Annotated in this window: 14 protein-coding genes and 1 pseudogene; 10 read left to right on the forward strand and 5 right to left on the reverse strand. The window is 71.4% G+C overall.

The genetic code is table 11. The features are described 5' to 3' along the window. The first annotated feature begins 367 nt into the window (after nucleotides 1–367). The 7 genes and pseudogenes from EU555_RS17275 to EU555_RS17300 all read left to right on the forward strand — a co-directional run bounded on the left by EU555_RS17275 (nucleotide 368) and on the right by EU555_RS17300 (nucleotide 9,470). On the forward strand, nucleotides 368–1,006 hold the full coding sequence (locus tag EU555_RS17275; RefSeq protein WP_167858578.1) for a TnsA endonuclease N-terminal domain-containing protein: 639 nt from the start codon (nucleotides 368–370) through the stop codon (nucleotides 1,004–1,006). After that, nucleotides 1,003–3,147, forward strand: a complete 2,145-nt coding sequence (locus EU555_RS17280; RefSeq protein ID WP_167858579.1) for a Mu transposase C-terminal domain-containing protein — start codon at nucleotides 1,003–1,005, stop codon at nucleotides 3,145–3,147. Before EU555_RS17275 ends, EU555_RS17280 begins: the two co-directional genes overlap by 4 nt. Beyond that, the gene (locus tag EU555_RS17285) at nucleotides 3,126–4,265 is read left to right on the forward strand and encodes a TniB family NTP-binding protein (RefSeq protein ID WP_135416234.1); all 1,140 of its coding nucleotides are present in this window, start codon (nucleotides 3,126–3,128) and stop codon (nucleotides 4,263–4,265) included. Before EU555_RS17280 ends, EU555_RS17285 begins: the two co-directional genes overlap by 22 nt. Further along, nucleotides 4,262–4,639 (forward strand): annotated as a pseudogene (locus tag EU555_RS37725) (TniQ family protein); the annotation flags it as partial. The gene EU555_RS17285 and the pseudogene EU555_RS37725, both read left to right, overlap by 4 nt. A 276-nt stretch (nucleotides 4,640–4,915) precedes the next feature. Next, on the forward strand, nucleotides 4,916–6,157 hold the full coding sequence (locus EU555_RS17290; RefSeq protein ID WP_238191794.1) for a hypothetical protein: 1,242 nt from the start codon (nucleotides 4,916–4,918) through the stop codon (nucleotides 6,155–6,157). After that, nucleotides 6,108–8,027 carry a TniQ family protein gene (locus tag EU555_RS17295; RefSeq protein ID WP_167858581.1) on the forward strand — a complete coding sequence of 640 codons (1,920 nt, stop codon included), beginning with the start codon at nucleotides 6,108–6,110 and terminating at the stop codon, nucleotides 8,025–8,027. The genes EU555_RS17290 and EU555_RS17295 overlap by 50 nt, the downstream gene beginning before the upstream one ends. 465 nt (nucleotides 8,028–8,492) lie before the next feature. Then, on the forward strand, nucleotides 8,493–9,470 hold the full coding sequence (locus EU555_RS17300) for a phosphoribosylaminoimidazolesuccinocarboxamide synthase (protein ID WP_135416237.1): 978 nt from the start codon (nucleotides 8,493–8,495) through the stop codon (nucleotides 9,468–9,470). 273 nt (nucleotides 9,471–9,743) lie between these two features. On the opposite strand, the gene EU555_RS17305 is transcribed toward EU555_RS17300, so the two are convergent. Beyond that, nucleotides 9,744–11,066, reverse strand: a complete 1,323-nt coding sequence (locus EU555_RS17305) for an extracellular catalytic domain type 1 short-chain-length polyhydroxyalkanoate depolymerase (RefSeq protein WP_135416239.1) — start codon at nucleotides 11,064–11,066, stop codon at nucleotides 9,744–9,746. 27 nt (nucleotides 11,067–11,093) lie between these two features. Continuing rightward, nucleotides 11,094–11,513 (reverse strand): CopG family transcriptional regulator, encoded by a 420-nt coding sequence (locus tag EU555_RS17310; RefSeq protein WP_135416241.1) that lies wholly within the window; start codon nucleotides 11,511–11,513, stop codon nucleotides 11,094–11,096. 156 nt (nucleotides 11,514–11,669) lie between these two features. Between EU555_RS17310 and EU555_RS17315 the strand changes: the two genes are divergently transcribed. The 3 genes from EU555_RS17315 (at nucleotide 11,670) to EU555_RS17325 (ending at nucleotide 15,033) form a co-directional block, all read left to right on the forward strand. Beyond that, on the forward strand, nucleotides 11,670–12,938 hold the full coding sequence (locus tag EU555_RS17315) for an adenylate/guanylate cyclase domain-containing protein (RefSeq protein WP_135416243.1): 1,269 nt from the start codon (nucleotides 11,670–11,672) through the stop codon (nucleotides 12,936–12,938). A 56-nt stretch (nucleotides 12,939–12,994) separates the two neighbouring features. After that, nucleotides 12,995–13,906, forward strand: coding sequence for an amidoligase family protein (locus EU555_RS17320; RefSeq protein ID WP_245524341.1), 912 nt, complete (start codon nucleotides 12,995–12,997; stop codon nucleotides 13,904–13,906). Nucleotides 13,907–14,007: 101 nt separating this feature from the next. Next, nucleotides 14,008–15,033, forward strand: a complete 1,026-nt coding sequence (locus EU555_RS17325) for an LLM class flavin-dependent oxidoreductase (protein WP_135416246.1) — start codon at nucleotides 14,008–14,010, stop codon at nucleotides 15,031–15,033. Nucleotides 15,034–15,169: 136 nt separating this feature from the next. On the opposite strand, the gene EU555_RS17330 is transcribed toward EU555_RS17325, so the two are convergent. The 3 genes from EU555_RS17330 to EU555_RS17340 form a co-directional block, all read right to left on the reverse strand. Next, nucleotides 15,170–16,792 (reverse strand): ABC transporter permease, encoded by a 1,623-nt coding sequence (locus EU555_RS17330; RefSeq protein ID WP_245524354.1) that lies wholly within the window; start codon nucleotides 16,790–16,792, stop codon nucleotides 15,170–15,172. A 193-nt stretch (nucleotides 16,793–16,985) separates the two neighbouring features. Then, the gene (locus EU555_RS17335; RefSeq protein ID WP_205820950.1) at nucleotides 16,986–18,047 is read right to left on the reverse strand and encodes an extracellular solute-binding protein; all 1,062 of its coding nucleotides are present in this window, start codon (nucleotides 18,045–18,047) and stop codon (nucleotides 16,986–16,988) included. Nucleotides 18,048–18,158: 111 nt separating this feature from the next. After that, a complete protein-coding gene (locus tag EU555_RS17340) occupies nucleotides 18,159–19,229 on the reverse strand; it encodes an ABC transporter ATP-binding protein (RefSeq protein ID WP_135416250.1) in 1,071 nt (356 codons plus the stop codon). Between the last annotated feature and the right edge of the window lie 166 nt (nucleotides 19,230–19,395).

Genomic DNA, 19,395 nt, shown 5'->3' on the forward strand with positions numbered 1-19,395 from the left:
CTGTCGTCGCACATGATGCATCGATGCAAACGGACGAGGCCGCCCGACGGCCGCGCTGCGTGGCTGCCCTCGACGATGCCGTTCGCGGGAACCAGCCGGCGCTTGCCGCGCTTGCGGCGGTCGCCCATCGCCATGCGGAAGCCGCTTCGTCCCCCTGCCAAGTCCCTTGCTGGCAGGCCGGGTATGAGGGGTGCGGCGCGCAAGAGACGGCCATTCTCGACCGTCGTTGGTTGAGCGCGCTCGTCGTCGACCGCTGCGGCGAGCCGCCGGTGCGACGCCGCATGCTCAGGGGCATGCATTCGTCCGGCAAGTCCGTCTTGGGGGTAGCGGTCTCATGCGAGCCTCAGGGGCGCCGCGTATGAGGCCCATGCGACCGCCGGCCAGGAAGGTGGTCACCGGCCGCCGGACGGGGGCCCTGACCGGTTATCACCCGAGCCGCAAGATGGGGGCGTCCGTCCCGTTCGAGAGCCTGCTCGAACTCGACGCCCTCGTGTTGCTGGAGGTGGACTGGAAAGTCGTGCAGTTCGCGACCCAACCGGTCACCTTCCAGTGGCGCGATGCCGGCCGTGCCCGCCGTTACACGCCCGATCTCCTCGTCGTCACGGCTCTCAGCCGCACGTTTCGGGAGGTCAAGCCTGCACGCCGGCTAGCCCGAGATCCCACCCTGCGGGGTCGGAGGGAGCGCATCGAGGCGGAGTGCGCGGCGCTCGGGGCCGATTTCGAGGTCTGGACCGACAAGGACATCAAGCGCGAGCCGCGCCTCTCGAACTCCCGGGCGGTCCTCTCCGAGGGGCGCCGTGTCGGCGACGCATGGGCGGAGCAGCGCGTCCGTGCCGTGCTGCCGCACTGCGCGACGGTCGGGGAGGCGGCCTGGGCAGGCGGCCTGCCGCCGGTCCGTGCCCTTCGGGCGGCCATGCGCCTCGCCGCGCGCGGCGAGGTCGGCCTGGACCTGGACCTCGCGCTCGGGGCGTCCACGCGGATACTGGCAGGAGGTGCATCACGATGAGCGGCAGCCCGCAACGGTACGTGGAGGGCGACCATCTCCGGATCACGGAGGCGGACGGTACCCCGCATCTCTGGGTCGTGCGGAAACGCGTCGTCCGGGGCTGGCGCCTGGAACCGGTCGGCGGCGGCGACACACGCACCGTGACGGACCGTGACATCACCCGCATGCGCCAGCAGATCGAGCACTATCCCCAAGGCCGGGCCGGTTTGACGGCGGACCAGGAGGAGCTCCTCAACAGGACGTTCGAGAGCAACAAGGCGGAGTCGTGCATCGAGGCGATGCGACGTGCGGAGTATCTCTGGCATGCGTACCGACTGCACAAGGAAGGCATTCCTCTGAACGCGGCTTTCGAGCGCGCCGCGTCGGAGATTTTCGCCGAGAAAGGACCGACGTGGCAGAAAGAGGACGACGAGGCGGCCGCCGTCCGCGAAACGGCGCGCGCCGAGCGCCGCCGCGTGCCCCCCGAGTTGCTGAAGAGCCCGAACAAGCCCCGGAAGCCCCTGGCCGCGCCCAAGCCCAGCACGATCGAGAGCTGGTATCATCCCTGGATGGCGGTGAGCCGCGACATTCGCATCCTGGTCCCGTTGATCGAGAAGCGCGGGAACCGAACCTCGCGGTTCAAGGATGAAAGGGCCTTCATCCCTGAGAGGATGAAGATCTACATCGAAACGATGTTTCTCAACGACCGCCGGGCATCGCTGAACGAAGTCCACAAGCTTCTTAACAAGGAGCTAAAATCGAAAGGCTTAAAGGTAAGCTATAAATGCTTTCAAGCGTATCTTTTGAAAAACTACTCTGAACATGAGGAGGTTAAGAGGCGTTTCAATTGGCGTAAAGCGCACCTCGAAACCGGCGTATTCAAACGCAAGCGCCCGCCCGCGAAGCCCCTCGAAGAGATCGAGGTCGATCACAGCCTTCTGGACATCATCGTCGTCAACGAGAAGTCCGGAAGACCCCTGGGTAGGCCGTGGATTACCTTGGCCTTGGACAGATGCACTCGGATGGTACTCGGGGTGCACGTGAGTTTCGAGCCCCCGAGCTTCGCTTCGCTGCAGCGGTGCTTGGCCCACGCATTCTGGCCCAAGGACCTCACCGGGTTGGGGCTGAGCAATCCATGGCCTGCCGAGGGCATCCCCCGGCTGGTCTTCTGTGACAACGGCAAGGAATTCCACAGTCGGTCCCTGAAGCTCGCCGAGCTGTCGATGGGCTTCACGGTCGTCAACTTGCCTCCGCGTCAACCCTGGCTGAAGGGTAAGGTCGAACGAATTTTCGGCAGGATAGGAATTCAAGTCTTCGACCTCATGGAAGGTAAAACATTCAGCAACCCGGCAAAAAGAGGTGAATATAAATCAGTCGCTAGCGCCAAGCTGACTCTCCCGGAGGTGAAGGAGAAGTTGCTCAAATACTTCGTGGACGATTACCATGTGACTTTCCATGACGGGCTTAAGGGAACCCCCCTTGAGGAGTGGCAACGCCACGCCGAGGTGGACCGGGTCGAGGGCGTGCGCTCCTACGAGGACATCCGGCGCCTGATGGGCGCCACCTTCCTGAAGCCGATCACGAACGTCGGCATCAAGATCTTCGGGCTCGTCTACTACCACGACGACCTCAAGGAGCTGCGCCGCCGGCGCGGAGGCACGACCAAGCGGTTCCAAGTCCGCGCCGATCCGTTCGACCTAGGGGAGGTCGAGGTGCTCGACGAGGAGACGGGCCGGTGGATCGTGGTGCCTTGCGACCGACCCGAACTCGCGGCCGGGGTGTCGCTCCACCAGGCCAGGACCAACGACAAGCGGGCGCGGAGGCTCGCGGAAGGCGGACCGGTGACCGATCTGCACCGGGCCGAAGGGCAGCGCCTCGAAGCGGAGGAGGCGGCCGTGGCGCTGGATGACACCGAGGCTAAGACCACCGCCGCACGGGCGGCACGGTACGGGCTGGACAACGGCTGCTTCTTCACGCCGCTCGTCGGACAGCCGACGCCCGCGAACGATCCCGCGCCGGTTCCCGTCGGGGGCGAGGCCGAGGGTCATGAGGGCGGCAATGACCGGGCCGGTAACCCGGAGCCGGCCGGAGGCGGCGCCGACCCGGACGTTCAAGCGGCGATGCTCGCGATGATGGCACAATGGACCAGGAGGTCGGCGTGAAGGTGGCGACGGAGCAAGCGATTGGACCGGGGCCCGAGGCGGCTGGCGGCGGGGACGTCGTCGTCGACTTCGAGACCCGGACGGTGCCTCACCAAGCCCTGCTCGACGGCAAGGCGGAAATCGCGAAGCTGCAGGCCCGGTACAGGCCCGAGAGGCGCCGCCGCCTGAAGGCACGGGCACTGGTCATCGCCGGACCCTCTGGGGCGGGGAAATCCACCATCCTCGAAAGTTACGCCGAGGACCATCCGCACCTGACGGATAGCCCCGACGGCGACGTCCGACGCGTGATCCTCGTCGAGGCCCCGAAGCGCCCGACGCAGAGATCGTTCGTCGCGGCCATCATGCGCGCGCTCGGGTCGAAGGCGCGGGACACCTGGAACACCGACGAGATCATCGCGAAGATCGGCTGGCTCTGCGACGAGCTCAAGGTCGAGCTGATCCTCATCGACGAGGCGCACCACCTCTGCGAGCACATCAGCCAGGACAACGAGGAGGACGTCTCTGAATTCCTCAAGAGCCTGCTCAACCGGCTCGGCACGCAGATCGTGTTGGCCGGCCTGCCGAGCCTCCTCCACCTGCGGGACTATCCGCAGCTGCGGCGTCGCATGCAGCCGCCGGTCGTGCTCCATCCCTATTCCTGGTCCTCCATCGAGGGGCGCGCCGCCTTCATGGCCATGCTCGGGCTGTTCGAGGCTCAGCTCGGCCTGCCCGAGCCGTCGTTCCTCTTCGAGCACGAGACGGCCAAGCGGTTGTACTGCGCGACGGGCGGTTATCCGGGCCTCGTCTCGAAGACCCTGAGCGAGGCGCTGAGCGTCGCCCTGGAGAGGAAGGCAAGGCGGATCGATCTCGCCTTGCTCGGGCAGGTCTGGGAGCGGTTCGAGCCCGCCGGCGCGCCGCAACTGTCGGCCGACCCCGACGCACGACCGATGCCGGCACGCGAACTGGCCCGGGGAACCGCTCGCAATCCCTACCTCGCCGGCAAGGACGCGTTCCTGAAGCTCTGGGCGCGGATGGCAAGGGAGCACGCGACGATGTCCGAGCGCGCGAACCGCCGTCGTCCGAGGCAATTGGCCTACCGGCCGGTCAGGGACGACGTCGAGGAGAGGCTCGCCGCGTGAGCCGGCAGACCGTCGAGCCTCTCGCGCTACGTGTCCGTCCGAAGCCGTACGAGGGAGGTGCGAGCCTCCTCGGACGGCTGGCAGCGCGCCATCGGGACGGGGACTTGGCCGCCTTCTGTCACGAGCATGGGCTGAGCCTTCGGCAGCTCGGTTTCGGCCGAGGGGTCGAACGCCTGGCGATGCTCGCGCGCGTGGACGCAACCGACTTGCTGCTGTCTTCCCCGAAGGTCGATGCTCGCACGCGGTCGGTCCGAATCGGCCACACCGTCGTCGGACTTGCGGACTGGTCCAAGGACGGCGGCCGATATTGCCCGCATTGCGTGCGCGAGGATGCCCTGCTCGCGCGAGCCGCCGGGCGCGACGCTGCCGTCGATGTCCATCGTCGCCTCTGGTGGGATGTCCTGTCGGTGACGCGCTGCCCGACGCACGGGACCGGATTTGGCGCCGGCTGCCCGCGCTGCGGCGCCCGTCCGGCTTGGGGAGGCGCTCCCGGTCGGTGCAGGATCTGTGGCTGCAGCCTGGCGGCACCCCGTCCGCCGGACCCTCGGGGGACCGCGGGCTTTTCCGAATACGCGGCTGCACGGCTCGCGGGTTGGCCTACCGACGTTCCCCTCTTGGACGAAATGGACCTTAAGGAAGCGGTTCCTCAGATGGAACGGCTCGGCCTGGTCATCACGGGGCCTCTATCCGCCCTCAAGCCACGCCGGGACACCGCGGCCGCCGCGGAGATCCGGGAAGTCGCGTTTCGCGCGCTGGCGTCCTGGCCGACGCAGTTCGAGGCGGCGCTCGACCGTGGGCTCACCCGGTCGCGGGGTGGACGGACCGGGACCGGACTGACGGGGACGTACGGCTGGGCTTACGAGCACTGGGCGGCGAAGCTCGAACATGCCTCGGTTTTCGGGTCCGCGGTGCGGTCGGCGATGCGTGGCCACGCAATCAAGCACGGGGTGATCTCCGACCGGGAGGGCGCGCTGCTCTCGACGCCGTCGCCGCGCGATCCCGGGATCTCAGGAGCCGCGCGCTCGATGGGGTGGGGCTTCGCGCGCGTCAAGCGGGAGGCATCCCGACGTGGCTTGGTCCCGCGCGGTGCGCGTCGGGGCGTCGGCATCCGGATCTCCTCGCAAGAGGTCTCTACCATCCTGAGGGAGCAAGCCGAGCTCGTCGGCATCGACGAGGCATCCCGCCTGCTCGGCATCGGCAAGTCGCAGGCGGGCAGGATCGCCGCGGCCGGTCTGCTCGGCCCGTTCGAGGCCAAGCCCACTCGCATCCGCCGGGAGGCGTGCGAGGATCTGGTTCGTCGCCTCGCGGCCGGCGCGAACCGGCTCGAAGCGCGACCGGGCGGCATCCTCCCGCTCCCGGCGGCCTGCCAGGCCGCCGGGGTCCCGCTCGACCACGCCTGCCGTCGCATCCTCGCGGGTGACGTGTCGCCCGCCGGCGTGGTCGGCGACGGCCGTACGCTGGCGCAAGTCCTCGTCGATCCGAAGGCGCTCAAGCCGGGGCGCCCCGACGGCAATGTAAGCATCGAGCAGGCGGCGGCGGAACTGCGCCTGCACCACCAGGCCGCGCGCCATCTTGCGCGCGTGGGGCTGCTGGGGCGGCGATGCGGTTCGGCGACGCGGGTCGACCGCGCTGGACTGGCCCGGTTCCGTGATGCATACGTGACCGGAAGCGAGGCAGCTGCCATGTTCGGCACCTCGCCGAAAGCCGTCGTCTCGCGGCTCGGGCGGCTCTCCGTCGTCCCTGTCGCCGCCCCGCCGGCGTGCAGGCAGGTCATCTTCCGGCGGGCCGACGTGGAGACGGCATTCCACGCGGTCCCCGGGTCCGCCGCGACGGACGTGCCGCTTGCCCGAGGAGTTGCCGAAGCCCGCTCGCGACCGACGCAAGAGGGATGAGGAGTTCGAACCGCGCGCGTTGCGCGTGCGCTTCCGGCCCGAGCCGGCATACTCGTTGTTCGGTCGGCTGGCCGCCAGGAACGGCGAGACATCCTGCCGCGCCTTCGCCGCCGAGGTCGGGCTTCGGTATTTCGGGGAGGTCCTGGCCGGCCGGAGGGTCGAGGCGGTCGAGAACCTCGCGGGTCTGGCCGGATCGGACATCGCCCGCTACACCGCCGTGAGCTCGGGGCCACGTCAGGTGGTGGTCCTGAACGGTGAGACGCTCCTGGCGAGGTCCTGGGCGCCGAAGAAGCGACGGTATTGCCCGCGCTGCCTGGGAGGCGACCTGCGGGGAACGGTCGAGAATGACGGCCCGCGACCCTTCCGCCCATATCGCCGCGCTTGGTGGGACGTGGTCCATGTCGACAATTGTCCGATCCATTGTTGCGAGCTCCTGCGCGCCTGTCCCGCGTGCGCCGAGCCCATCGACGCCGACTGCGCTTGGCCCTGGCGATGCCGGTGCGGGGGGGACCTGACGAACGCGGCCGCCATCCCGCGTTCGCCGAACGAGTGCTCGTTGGACCGATACGTGGTCGGGCGTCTCGGCGGATGCGAGCCGCTCCCGTCGCGTATCCTGGACGGCGTCACGCTGGAGGCGGCTATCTGGGCGGCCTTTTACGTCGGCTGGATTGCGGACCACGGCCGAGCGCTCGACATGCGCCGGGCCGACCACGCCACCAAGGCGGCGGCGCGCCGGCGCGGATTGGAGCTTCTCGCGGATTGGCCGCTGTCGTTCGAGGCGCTTCTCGATGCCATGGTCGAGGACGTGCCGTCACGCGACATGCAGAGCCTATCGCCACGGACCGCGTATGGCGCCCTCTCGATGTGGCTGGCCCGGTCTCCGGAAGGGTCGCTTGAGCCTCTGCGGGCAGCCGTCCGCAACCATGCCGAGAAGTCGAGGCGGTCCGCTCCGTCCGGAGTGACCTTTACCGAAGCCGCCAACCAGTTGGGGGTGACGCGCAAAACGCTCGTCGCGGTCGCCGAGCAACTTGGTCTTCTCCCTTCGGGCACCGATCTTCGGTCCAGGATCGTGATCGACGAGGAGGCGGTTTCCAAGGTTCGCGACCTGTTAACACGAACATTGGGGCAACGGCACGCCGCCAGGTTCCTCGGGATCAGCGTCCCGGCCTTCCAGCGCTTGGTCGATGCCGGCGTAGTCGCCACCCACGATCCGGTCGTGACTGGCCGCCGCGACAGGACCTACTCACCGCAGGAGCTTGAGCACCTGCTTGGCCGGCTATCCGGCGATGTCCCCGAATGCCATGACCTGGTGGGGGACCTGGCAGGATTGCCGGCGGCATCGTTCAAGGGACGGGTCGGATTGGACCGTCTGCTCCCGGCCGTCCTCGACGGCCGCGTGAGGCCCAGGGGAAGGTTGCCGTCCGCCCCGGGACTGCAGGGTATCCTCGTATCCGTGGGGGAGGTCGTCGCCCTGCACGGGCATCGCTCCGACAGCATGCTGCTGGAGGAAGCCGCGAAGCGGTTCGGCGTCAACTACTGGGGTTTCCGCGGGTTGGTCCGATCCGGACTGATCCCCGGACGACAGGCTCTCGGCCGAACGAATAAGCGCTGGTGGGTGCGAAGGGCTGATTTCGAACGCTTCTGTGATGAATACGGCACCGTTCGCCATCTCGCCGAACGATACGATCTATCGCGCATCGTGACGCGCGCCATCATCGACAAGCTCGGCCTGAAACATGCTCCGGTTCCGCCAGGGCACTTCGTTGAGGTGTATCGGTTCCGCGACGTCGAGGCTGCCCTGACCGGTTCGCAGGAGGCGCGGGACCATAGGGCTCGACGAAAACGGCGTCCTAAGCGTCCGCTCAAGTGATTGGTTCGACGTCATGGCGCTTCGGCGCCGACAGGCTCCTCACCGATTTGGGTGAAAAACGGCAAAGTTCCCGACGCAATCGGGTATAGCCTCCCGATAGGATATAGGTTAAAACTCCAAAATTCCTCATATTTTTCAAGAGCGCTGAGAAAGCGCTTATGGGAACAGGCAGATTGGCTCAGGTCGCATCTCTCATCCCACTCACGACCTCATCCTGAGGTGCTGGCGATCGAAGATCGCACGCGGTCGGAGATCGCTCAGCCTCGAAGGAGGGCTCCAGGGACCACGGAGACATCTGGAATCCTCCTTCGAGGCTCCTTGCAGTCGCACCTCAGGATGAGGTCGTGGGTGGGAGCGAACCGGCACGTGGGATAGTCGCCCGCCGCTTGATCGCGGGCCGGCACCGGCGATAGGCAGGGCCGCAGCGCGCGCAGGGTTCCGGGGCGCGAACGCGGAGTGGTGATCATGCAGGCGGCCGAGCTCGCGCCCTTTTCCGACTACGTCCTGCCCGAGGCGACGCTTCCGGAGCTGCCGGGGCATTACCGCGGCAAGGTGCGGGACAATTACGATCTGGCCGACGGGCGGCGCATCCTGATCACCAGCGACCGCTTGAGCGCCTTCGACCGGGAACTCGCCGCGATCCCGCTCAAGGGCCAGGTCCTGACCCAGACCGCCCGCTACTGGTTCGAGGCGACGCGGGACATCTGCGACAACCACGTGCTGGCCTATCCGGACCCGAACGTGGTGGTGGGCCGGCGCCTCACTATCCTGCCGGTCGAGATCGTGGTGCGCGGCTACCTCGCCGGCAGCACCGGGACCTCGATCCTGACGCTCTACAAGGCCGGCCAGCGCGAGATGTACGGCCACCGCCTGCCGGACGGGATGCGCCCGCACGAGAAGCTGCCGCAGCCGATCATCACCCCCACCACCAAGGCCGGCCACGGCGACCACGACGCGCCGCTCTCGCGTGCCGAGATCCTGGAGCGGGAACTGCTGACGGACGAGCAGTGGCGGACGCTGTCGGAAGCGGCGCTCGCCCTGTTCGCCCGCGGCCAGGCGATGGCGGCCGAGCGCGGCCTGATCCTCGCCGACACCAAGTACGAGTTCGGCACGGACGCCCAGGGGCGGATCGTGCTCGCCGACGAGATCCACACCCCCGACAGCAGCCGCTACTGGTTCGCGCAGAGCTACCCCGAGCGCCTGGACGCCGGCACCCTGCCGGAGAGCTTCGACAAGGACGTGGTCCGCAACTGGGTCGCGGCCCGCTGCGACCCCTACCGCGATCCGGTGCCGGCGATCCCGCCCGAGGTCGTGCTGCAGACCGCCGCCACCTATGTCAGCGCCTTCGAGACCATCACGGGCCAGCCCTTCGCCCTGCCGGACACGGCCGAGCCGCCGCTCGACCGCATCCGCCGCAACATCGCGGCGTATCTGGGGGCGTAGAGCGGGGGTCCCCTAAGTACAAAGAATGATTCATTGAAGCTCAGGCGCGGGATCCCCTCTCCCGTGTGGGAGAGGGGTATGGCGATCGAAGATCGCACGTGAGGGTGACACGCTTCAGGATGTAGCTGGACCATCACGCTGCCAGCACGACGGTTCGAGCATGACTCAGAACCGTAGCACCCTCACCCCCGGCCCCTCTCCCACACGGGAGAGGGGAGACGCGCCTCCTCTTTCACAAAATAGTCCTATCTAGCGAGAAAGCGGAAGCACGCCTCACGGGCGCGCCGGACCACGCTCCCCGCGGGCGTGCCCGAGGAAGAACCGCAGCATCTCGGCGCTGGCATCGGGGCCGCGCGGCTCGGTGTAGGAGCCGTCGGGACTGCCGCCGGACCAGGCGTGGCCGGCGCCGTGCAGCACCCATTGCTCGACGATTCCCCGGCCGTCCGCGTCGGCGTGGACCGTGCGGGTATAGGCGATCCCGCCCAGCGCCTCGCCCCGCGTCACGGTCTCGGCGAGCGGCGCCCCCGGCAGCGCCTGGGCGACGACGCGCTCGCCGTTGAGGGGGTGGACCGTGCGGTCGCCGTCGCCGTGGAAGACGATGGTCGGCACGGTCGGGCCTTCCCGCTTCGGGCCCGCGCCGCCCTGGCCCATCGCCGCGAAGGCGGAGGGCAGGTCCCGGGCCGCGCCGCAGGCCAGGCCCGAATGGATGCCGGCCGCCGCGAACACGTCCGGGTAGGTCGACGCCAGGATCGCCGCGGCAGCGCCCCCGGCCGAGAGCCCGGCGACGTAGACCCGGGCCGGATCCGCCCCGAACTCCTCCACCACCGCCCCCGCGATGCCGGCGATCAGCGCCGGCTCGCCGGCGCCGCGGCCCTGGTCGCCGGCCTGGAACCAGTTCCAGCACTTCTGCGCGTTGGCGGACCGGTCCTGGCGCGGATAGACCACGATCGCGCCCTGCGCCTCCGCGAGGTCGTTCATCCGCGTGCCCAGCGCGAAATCGTCCGGGTCCTGGGTGCAGCCGTGCAGCATCACCACGACCGGCAGGGGCTGGCCCTGGGACGGGCCGTGCCGGCCGCTCGGCACGAAGACCTTGTAGGTCCGGCGGCCCGCCGCGCCCGTAAAGCTCCGCTCCTCGAACCGGGCGCCCTCCGGCACCGGCACCGGCCGGCGGGGCTTGAGCCCTTCGCCGAGACCCGCCCCCAAGCCTGCCCCCAGTCCGGCTCCCAGGCCCGTCTTCAGGCCTTTCCCCAGATCCGGCCCGAAGCCGTCGAGCCCGAGGCCGTCGAGGACGCCCTCGCGCAACAGCCCGGTCAGGCCCCCCGGCCGGGGGGTGTGGGCGGAGGCCCGCACCGCCTCGGGCGGATCCTGAGCCTCCGCGGGCGCCGTCCAGGCGCCGCCCGGCTCGGTGGGGGCCACAAGGTCGGTGATCGTCCCGGCCGCGTGCGGCGCCGGGCCCGGCGGGCGGGCGGCCTCGGGCGGGGCGGCGTGGCCCTGGATCAGCGCCACAGCCTCCATCAGGCGCCCGGCCCGGGTGAGGCGGGTCACCTCGGCCATGTCGACCGTGCCGCCCGCGGGGAAGGGATTGAATGCGTTCATGATCGGGGTCCTGTTCGAGATTGCCGGTCAGGCGATGCGGTCGGCCAGCGCCGCCTTCACGGCGGCGCTGGCGTGGAAGGCGCCGAGCACCTGGATCGACGCGATGGCGGCGCGGGCGAGGTCCGGCGTGACGTCGTCGGCGATGCTGGCCAGCCCGAGCACCTGGATGCTGAGCGGGCGCCCCGCATCCCGCGCCGCCTCGAGCTCCGCCTTGGTGATGTGCGTCAGGCCGAGGCTGAGCTGGCGGCGCGCCACCGACTGGCGCAGCGCCTCGTCCTGCCGGTCGAGCTGGTTGCGCACCGCCGTGCGGATGAAGTCGGCGCGGTTGGCGTAGAAGCCGTCCCGCACCATCAGGTCGATGCGGCCGAGGTCGACGAAGCCCAGGTTGACCGTGACCTTCTCGCTGTCCGGCATCTTCGGCCGCAGCTCGTGGACGTTGTCTGCCATCTCCTGACCATCCCGTCGCCATCCGGTTGGATGGTCTAGAGATGGAGAGGCCCGCCCGGCACCGCAAGGGGCCGCCTGCGCGGAATCAGCCCCGAGCCCCGGCCGGGCCGCCCGGCCTCGACGCGTCCCCGTCCCGCGCGTAAGGCTTGCCCCATCATGACCGCACGACATCCGAGCCCGCCGGGCAGGGCGGCGCCGCGCCTCTCGGAGGACAGGCCCGACCTGGCCGCCGGCCTCGCCGCTGACACGGCCGCGCGCCTGCTGGCGATGCGCGTGGCGATGCTGCTCGTGCTGCTGGTCTCGGCCGCCTTGAGCGACGGCGTGCTGCATGCCGGGAGCCACTGGTTCATCCTCGGCGGCTACGCGGCGTCCTCGCTCTGGCTCGCGGTCACGGCGCGGCGGCGCAACAGCGCGCGGCTCGCCTGGATCGCCACGCTCCTCGACGCGGCGCTCGCGGCCTACATCGTGCTCGAATACATGATGGCGGCGGCCGACACCGCCGACGAGCACGGCACGATGGCGAGCCGGCTGCCGGCCTTCCTGCTGCTGCTCGAATCCGGCCTGACCCTGCGGCCGCGCCACACGGCGGTGTTCGCGGCCGTGGTCGCGGGGGTGTGGTCCGGGGCGCTCGGCCTCGGCCTGCTGGACCCCGGCCTCGGCCTGCCGCCGGCGGGGCCGCAGCTCTTCGGGCTCCTGTCCTTCCTGGTGGCGAGCGCCTTCGTGATCGAGGGGGTGACGCGCCTGCACCGGGGCGTCGCCGCGATGCTGCGCCTGGAGCACGAGCGGGCGAGCCTCGCGCGCTTCGTGCCGGCGGGCATCGACCTCGTGCACCGCGACGGGCCGACGGCGCTCCAGCCCCGCCACGCCTGCCTGCTCGCCCTCGACATCCGCGGCTTCTCGGCCCTGACCCGGCGCTGGGGCGAGGACCGGGTGGTGGGCTGGCTCCTGGCGGTGCGGGCGCTCGTGCACGCCGCCGTGACCGAGCACGGCGGCCTCGTCGACAAGTATGTCGGCGACGGGGTGCTGGCGCAGTTCGTCGACGGGGCGCCGGCCGAGCAGGCGGCGGCGGCGCTCGCCTGCGTGCGGGAGATCGCGGAGCGGATGGAGCAGATGAACGAGACCCGCCGGCGGGAGGGGCTGCCGCCCCTCGCGCTCACCGCCTCCCTGCATGCCGGCGAGGTGCTGGTCGGGGTGCTCGACGACGGGGCCCGGGCCGAGTTCACGGTGCTGGGACCCGCCATGAACGCGCTCGCCCGGATCGAGGCCCGGGCCAAGCGCGAGAACCTGCCGGTCGCGGTCTCGAAGCGCGTCCTGCGGCTCCTCGGCCCCGCGGCGCCGCCGGCCCGACGGCTGCCGCGCCGCCCGGGCGAGGAGGATTGCCCGGACCTGTTCGGCCTCGACCCCCTGACGGCGGTCGCGTCGTGACCGACCTCCGCACGAGCGAGTTCCGTATGCCCGAGTCCTCCGTGTCCGAGTCTCCTTTGCCCAAATCCCCCTCGCCCGAATTCCGCCTCCCGCCCCGGCCCCTGCAGGCCGACGGGAGGCCGCGCCGGGTCGGCGTCGAGATCGAGTTCATCGGCCCCTCGGCCCGGCTCGCCGCGACGGCGCTCGCCGCCGGCCTCGGCGGGCGCCTCGCCGAGGAGGACCCGCACGCCTTCCGGCTCGAGGGCACGGCGCTCGGCGACATCCGGGTCGAGCTCGACCTGCGCGCCGCCCATCCGCAGCGCCGGGCGCAGGTCCCCGGCGTGGTGCCCGGCCTGCCGGTCCGCGCCGCCGGCCGCTCCCTGGCCGCGCTCCTGAGCCCGGTGGTGCCGCGCGAGGTGATCACCGGCCCGCTTCCCCTCGCGCAGCTGCCGGAGGTCGACCGGCTGGCCGCCCTGCTGCAGGGCGCCGGCGGGCGGGGACGCGGGGCGGTGCTGCTCGGCTCGCTCGGCCTGCACTTCAACGTCGAGCCGCCGGATTGTGAGGCCGCGACGCTCACAGGCCTGCTGCAGGCCTATCTCCGGTCCGAGCCGGCCCTGCGCAAGGCGACCGCCGCGGGAGGCTTCCTGGCCGCCCGCGGGCTGCCGCCGCCGTTTCCCGCAGCTTACGTCGCCCAGGTGCTCGACCCCGGCTACCGGCCCGACCTCGACGGCCTCGCCCGCGACTACCTCGCCGCCAACCCGACCCGCCACCGCGGCCTCGACCTGCTGCCGATCCTCGCCCACCGCGACGAGGCCGGCGTGCGGGCGGCGCTGCCGCCGGACGAGAAGGTGAGCCCCCGCCCGGTGCTGCATTACCGGCTGCCCCAGGCGCATATCGGCCTGGCCGGCTGGAGCCTGGCGCCGGCCTGGAACCTGTGGGTCGGGGTGGAGGAACTGGCGGAGGAGATGGGGGCGCTCGCGGGACGGTGACGCCGCCGGCCCGCCGGGCGCGGGGTTCGTGCAAGGATGCAAGCCCACCCTTGCACCGCTGCGCATTTCAAACGCGACCCTCCGCCTCCATCTTGGCCGGCATGACACACGCCCTGCAATTCGGCCTCGACACGTTCGGGGATGTCACCGCCCGGAACGGCGAGCCCGTGGCCCACGGCCAGGTCATCCGCGACGTGGTCGCGGAGGGGATCCTGGCCGAGGAGGTCGGGCTCGACTTCTTCGGCATCGGCGAGCACCACCGCGAGGATTTTTCCGTCTCCTCGCCCGAGATGGTGCTGGCGGCGATCGCCGCGCGCACGGAGCGCATCCGCCTCGGCTCGGCCGTGACGGTGCTGAGCTCCGACGATCCGGTCCGGGTCTTCCAGCGCTTCTCGACCCTGCAGGGCCTCTCGAACGGCCGCGCCGAGGTGATCCTCGGCCGCGGCTCGTTCACCGAGTCGTTCCCGCTCTTCGGCTACGCGCTGGACCAGTACGAGACCCTGTTCGAGGAGAAGCTCGACCTGTTCGCGGCCCTGATCGCCGGCGGGCCGGTGACCTGGCAGGGCACCACCCGGGCGCCGCTCGCAAACCAGAGCGTCTTCCCGACGCCGGAGACGCCGCTCACCACCTGGATCGGGGTCGGCGGCAGCCCGAACTCGGTGGTGCGGGCGGTCCATTACGACCTGCCCCTGATGCTCGCCATCATCGGGGGCGAGCCGCAGCGGTTCCGCCCCTACGTCGACCTCTACCACCGGGCCTGCGCCCAGCTCGGCCGCACCGTGCGGCCGATCGGCGTGCATTCCCCGGGCTATGTCGGCGAGACCGACGCCGGCGCCCGCGAAGAGTTCTTCGCCGATTACAAGCGCATGCGCGACCGCATCGGCGCCGAGCGCGGCTGGCCGCCGATGACGCGCCAGGAATTCGACCGCGAGGCCGATCACGGCTCGCTCTACATCGGCAGCCCGGAGACGGTGGCGCGGAAGATCGCCGCGACGGTGAAGGGGCTCAGCCTGGGGCGCTTCCAGCTCAAGTACAGCGCCGGCCCGCTGCCGCACGACCGCCTGATGCGCTCGATCGCACTCTACGGCACCAAGGTGGCGCCGCTGGTGCGCGAGATGCTGGGGTGATACCGCCGCGCCTTCGAACGGATTCGTTCGAAGGCGCAAGGCAAGCCCGAACGGGTCCGCGCCGCAGGCGCCAGGCGCTGATGCGCCGGACATCTTCGCATCGACATGTCGATGCGAAGGCACGAGGGTATGAGGCTCAGCGCGCCTTCGGGGTCGAGACCCGCAGGAGCAGGGCCACCGGCAGGAGGCCGACCGCGACGATCAGCAGGGCGGCGACGGCGCCGTCCTCGTAGGTGCCGCGGGCGGCCTCGCCGTAGAGGTGGGTCGCCAGGGTCTCGACGTTGAGCGGCCGCAGGATCAGGGTCGCGGGCAGCTCCTTGACGCAGTCGACGAAGACCAGGAGGGCGCCGCCCAGCACCGCCGGCCAGGTCAGCGGCAGGTGGACCTGCGCCAGGGCGCCGGCCGGGCCGCGGCCGAGGATCCGGGCGGCGTCGCCGAGCGAGCGCGGCACCCGGGCGAGGCCGGCCTCGCTGCTGCCCGCGGTGACGGCGAGGAAGCGCACCACGTAGGCGTAGACCAGCGCCGCCCCGGTGCCGAGGCCCATCGCGGCGAGCGGAAAGCCTGTGAGCGCCCGGCTCGCCCCGTCGAGCAGGCCGTCGAGGGCGGCGAGCGGCGGCAGGAGGCCGATCGCCAGGATCGCGCCCGGCACCGCGTAGCCGAAGGTGGCGCAGCGCAGCAGGAACCCGCGCCAGCGCCCGCCGAGCAGCCGCGGGCCGGCCGCCACCACGAGGCCGAGGGCGGTCGCCACGAGGGTCGCGAGGCCGGCATACAGGAGGGTGTTGAGCCCCTCCGCCAGGATCGCCCCGGACAGGCCGGCGAAGTGCAGGCGCCGCCCCGCCTCGACCGCGAGGTAGCTCGCCGGCGCCAGGAAGCCCAGCGCGACCGGCACGAGGCCGAGGGCGGGCGCGGCCAGCGCCGCCGGTCCGGCGAGGACCGTACGGCTCATCCGCCGCGGGCGCTGCGCCGCCGCCGCGTAGCCGCGCCCGCGCCGGGCGGCGCGCTCGACCGCGATCAGCCCGAGGCAGGCCCCGAGCATGACGAGCGCCAGGCCGGCGGCCCCCGGCAGGTCCGAGCGGTTGACCCAGGTGTCGTAGATCGAGACCGTGAGGGTGCGGACCCCCAGGAATTCCGCCGCCCCGATGTCGTTGAGGGCTTCCAGCAGCGCCAGGCTGGCGCCCAGCGCGATGGCGGGGCGGGCGAGCGGCAGGGCTACCCGAAAAAACACCGCCGAAGGCCCCGCCCCGAGGCTGCGCCCGGCCTCGACCAGGGTCGCCGACTGCATCAGGAACAGCGCCCGGGTCGGCAGGTAGACGTAGGGATAGAGCACGAAGCCGAGGAGCAGGATGCAGCCCGGCAGCGAGCGCAGGTCCGGCAGCATCAGGTCGCGCGGGCGGGCATAGCCGAGGGCGGCGCGCAGCGCGCTCTGCACCGGGCCGACCGGGTGCAGCAGGTCGAGATAGGCGTAGGCCGCGATGTAGGTCGGCACGGCCAGCGGCAGCAGCAGCGCCCAGTCGAGCAGGCGCCGTCCCGGGAACTCGTAGGCCGCGACGAGCCAGGCCGCCCCGGTGCCGACGAGCACCACGACGAGCCCGACCCCGGCGAGGAGCAGGCCGGTCTCCCGGAGCGCCGGGGGCAGGACATGGGCGAGGAGGTGGGGCCACAGCCCGCCGGAGCCCTGCAGCGCCTCGAGCCCGAGCGCCGCGACCGGGGCCAGGACCAGGAGGGCGGTCAGGCCGGCGGCGAGGCTCCAGGCCCGCAGCCACGGGCCCCGCGACCGGGCGGCCGGACCGGGCCGGGAGGTCCGGCGCCAAGCCGGCAGCCAAGGACCGCGCAGCCAAGGACCCCGCGACCGGGTCGCCGGCCCCGCCGGCACGAATGCTCCTCCCTCCACGGTGCTCGCCTGCTCCGGTCGTGACGCCACGCGACGACGGCCCCCGCGGGGGCCGGAAGCCCTACCGGTCGAACCCGACCTTGTCGACGAGCAGGCTTGCCGCCTTGCGGTTGCGGGCGATCTCGACCAGCGCGGTGCCGTCGACCTTCAGCGGCCCGAGGGCGGCGAGGAGCGGGTCGACCGTAACGCCGGGCTTCACCGGGTACTCGTAATCGGCCTTGGCGTAGAGCGCCTGCGCGTCGTCGGAGGCGAGGTATTCGAGCAGCTTGACGGCGTTGTCGCGGTTGGGCGCCGACTTGGCCACCACCGCGCCCGAGACGTTGACGTGGGTGCCGCCACCCTGGAAGGTCGGCAGCACCACCTGGATGCCGTCGCCCCACTTCTTCTGCTCGGGCCCGCCGCGGCCGCTGCGCATCAGGCCGACATAGTAGGAATTGCCGAGGCCGAGGTCGCAGAGGTCGGCGACGATGTCGCGGGCGACGTCGCGGTCGCCGCCGGCGGCCTTGCGGGCGAGGTTGTCCTTGAGCCCGCGCAGCCAGGCCTCGGTCTTCGCCTCGCCGTGCTTGACCAGGAAGGCCGCGATCAGGGCGGTGTTGTAGGGGTGCTGGCCGGCCCGCAGGCAGACCTTGCCCTTCCATTTCGGGTCGGCGAGGTCCTCGTAGGTCAGCCCGCTCACGTCGCGCAGGTCCGGATCGGCATAGGCCACCCGGGCGCGGGTCGAGAGGGCGAACCAGCGGCCCTCCGGGTCGCGCAAGTTCGCGGGGATCGCCGCCTCGAGCGTCTCCGAGCGCACAGGCTGGGCGAGGTCGCGGTCGACGAGCTCGATCAGGTTGCCGATATCGACCGTCATCACGACGTCGGCGGCGGAGCGGGCGCCCTCGGCGGCGACGCGCTCGGCCAGGCCCTTGTCGACGAACACCGTGTTGACCTTGACGCCGCTCGCGGTGGTGAAGGCGTCGAGGAGCGGGCGGATCAGGCCGGGCTCGCGGGTGGTGTAGAGATTCACCTCGCGGGCGCCCTCCGGGGCGCCTTGTGCAAGAGCCCCTTGTGCAAGAGCGCCTTGAGCCCGGGCGGGGGCCGCGAGGGCGGTCAGGGCGATGACGCTGAGCACGGTGCGTGACAGGGACAAGAGGGCGCCTCCCGATTGTGGCGCCCCCTTGAGAAGCAAACCTGAAACAAAAGCAAGCGCGTTAGATTTTAGTTGTTTCAATGTAAGACGGCGCAAGTCTGCCGACTACGCCGCCTCCTCGTCGGGCAGGACCAGGACCGCGTCCGGCACCAGCGTCAGACCGACGGCGTCCCCCGGCCCGTAAGGGCCCGGCCCGGGGAGGCGGGCCCGCAGCGGCACGGAGACGCCCGGCACCGCGAGGTGGAGCAGGCTCGCCGCGCCCAGGAAGGTGCGGCGCGTCACCTGCGCGGCCGTACCGTCGCCCGGCTCGCCGACCCGCAGGGCCTCGGGCCGCAGGCAGACCCGCACCGCCGCGCCCTCGGGCAGGTGAGGGGCGGGGACCGGCCCGAGGGGCGTCCCGGCCCGGCCCCCCGCGACGCGGGCCGGGATCTCGGCCGCATCCGCCAGGAAGCGGGCGGCGAACAGGCTCCCGGGGCGGCGGTAGAGCGCCTCGCCGGTGGCGACCTGGACGATGCGGCCGCGGTGCATCAGGGCGATGCGGGTCGCGACCGCCAGCGCCTCCTCGGGGTCGTGGGTCACCATCAGGGCGGTGGTGCCGGTGCGGCGCAGGAGCGCCACCGTGTCCTCCCGCACCCGGTCGCGCATGCGCCGGTCGAGGTTGGAGAACGGCTCGTCGAGGAGCAGGAGCCGCGGCCCCGGCGCGAGCGCCCGCACCAGCGCCACGCGCTGCTGCTCGCCGCCCGACAGGGTCTGGGGGTAGCTCGCGGCATGGGCCGAGAGGCCGACCTGCGCGAGGAGCTCGGAGGCCGCCTCGCGGGCCGCGGGCGGCTGGCCCTTCAGGCCGAAGCGGATGTTCTCCGCCACCGTGAGGTGGGGAAAGAGGGCGTAGTCCTGGAACATCAGGCCGACGCCGCGGGCCTCGGGCGGCACGTCCGCACCGGCGCCGGCGACGAGGCGCCCGTCGAGCCGCACGGTGCCGGCATCCGGCGTCTCGAGCCCGGCCACCACCCGCAGGAGCGTGCTCTTGCCGCAGCCGGAATCGCCCAGCAGCGCCATCACCTCGCCGGGGCGGACGCTGAGCGAGACCCCGTCGAGGGCCTGCACCCGGCCGAAGCGGCAGGCCACGTCCTCCACCGCGAGCGCGGGGGCCGGGCGGGACGGGGCCGGATCGGTCATGCGGGGATCCTCGCGGGTCGGAGCGTCGCGCTCATACACGGGCCGGCCACGCCGGGCGAGGGCCGGCCCGCAGGGCCTTGCGCCGATCCGGCACGGCGCGCCTCGCCGGACGGTCAATCGGGCGTTAAGCGGATTCGTCGAATCCTCGCGCATCGCCGCGGCCTCA

The sequence above is a fragment of the Methylobacterium nonmethylotrophicum genome (genome assembly GCF_004745635.1).
GTDB classification, from domain to species: domain Bacteria; phylum Pseudomonadota; class Alphaproteobacteria; order Rhizobiales; family Beijerinckiaceae; genus Methylobacterium; species Methylobacterium nonmethylotrophicum.

Excerpts from the sequence above, each read along its gene's own strand:
- EU555_RS17275 (WP_167858578.1), top strand. The coding sequence starts at position 368 with ATGCGACCGCCGGCCAGGAAGGTGGTCACCGGCCGCCGGACGGGGGCC.
- EU555_RS17280 (WP_167858579.1), top strand. The coding sequence starts at position 1,003 with ATGAGCGGCAGCCCGCAACGGTACGTGGAGGGCGACCATCTCCGGATC.
- EU555_RS17285 (WP_135416234.1), top strand. The coding sequence starts at position 3,126 with ATGGACCAGGAGGTCGGCGTGAAGGTGGCGACGGAGCAAGCGATTGGA.
- EU555_RS17290 (WP_238191794.1), top strand. The coding sequence starts at position 4,916 with ATGGAACGGCTCGGCCTGGTCATCACGGGGCCTCTATCCGCCCTCAAG.
- EU555_RS17300 (WP_135416237.1), top strand. The coding sequence starts at position 8,493 with ATGCAGGCGGCCGAGCTCGCGCCCTTTTCCGACTACGTCCTGCCCGAG.
- EU555_RS17305 (WP_135416239.1), bottom strand. The coding sequence starts at position 11,066 with ATGAACGCATTCAATCCCTTCCCCGCGGGCGGCACGGTCGACATGGCC.
- EU555_RS17310 (WP_135416241.1), bottom strand. The coding sequence starts at position 11,513 with ATGGCAGACAACGTCCACGAGCTGCGGCCGAAGATGCCGGACAGCGAG.
- EU555_RS17315 (WP_135416243.1), top strand. The coding sequence starts at position 11,670 with ATGACCGCACGACATCCGAGCCCGCCGGGCAGGGCGGCGCCGCGCCTC.
- EU555_RS17325 (WP_135416246.1), top strand. The coding sequence starts at position 14,008 with ATGACACACGCCCTGCAATTCGGCCTCGACACGTTCGGGGATGTCACC.
- EU555_RS17340 (WP_135416250.1), bottom strand. The coding sequence starts at position 19,229 with ATGACCGATCCGGCCCCGTCCCGCCCGGCCCCCGCGCTCGCGGTGGAG.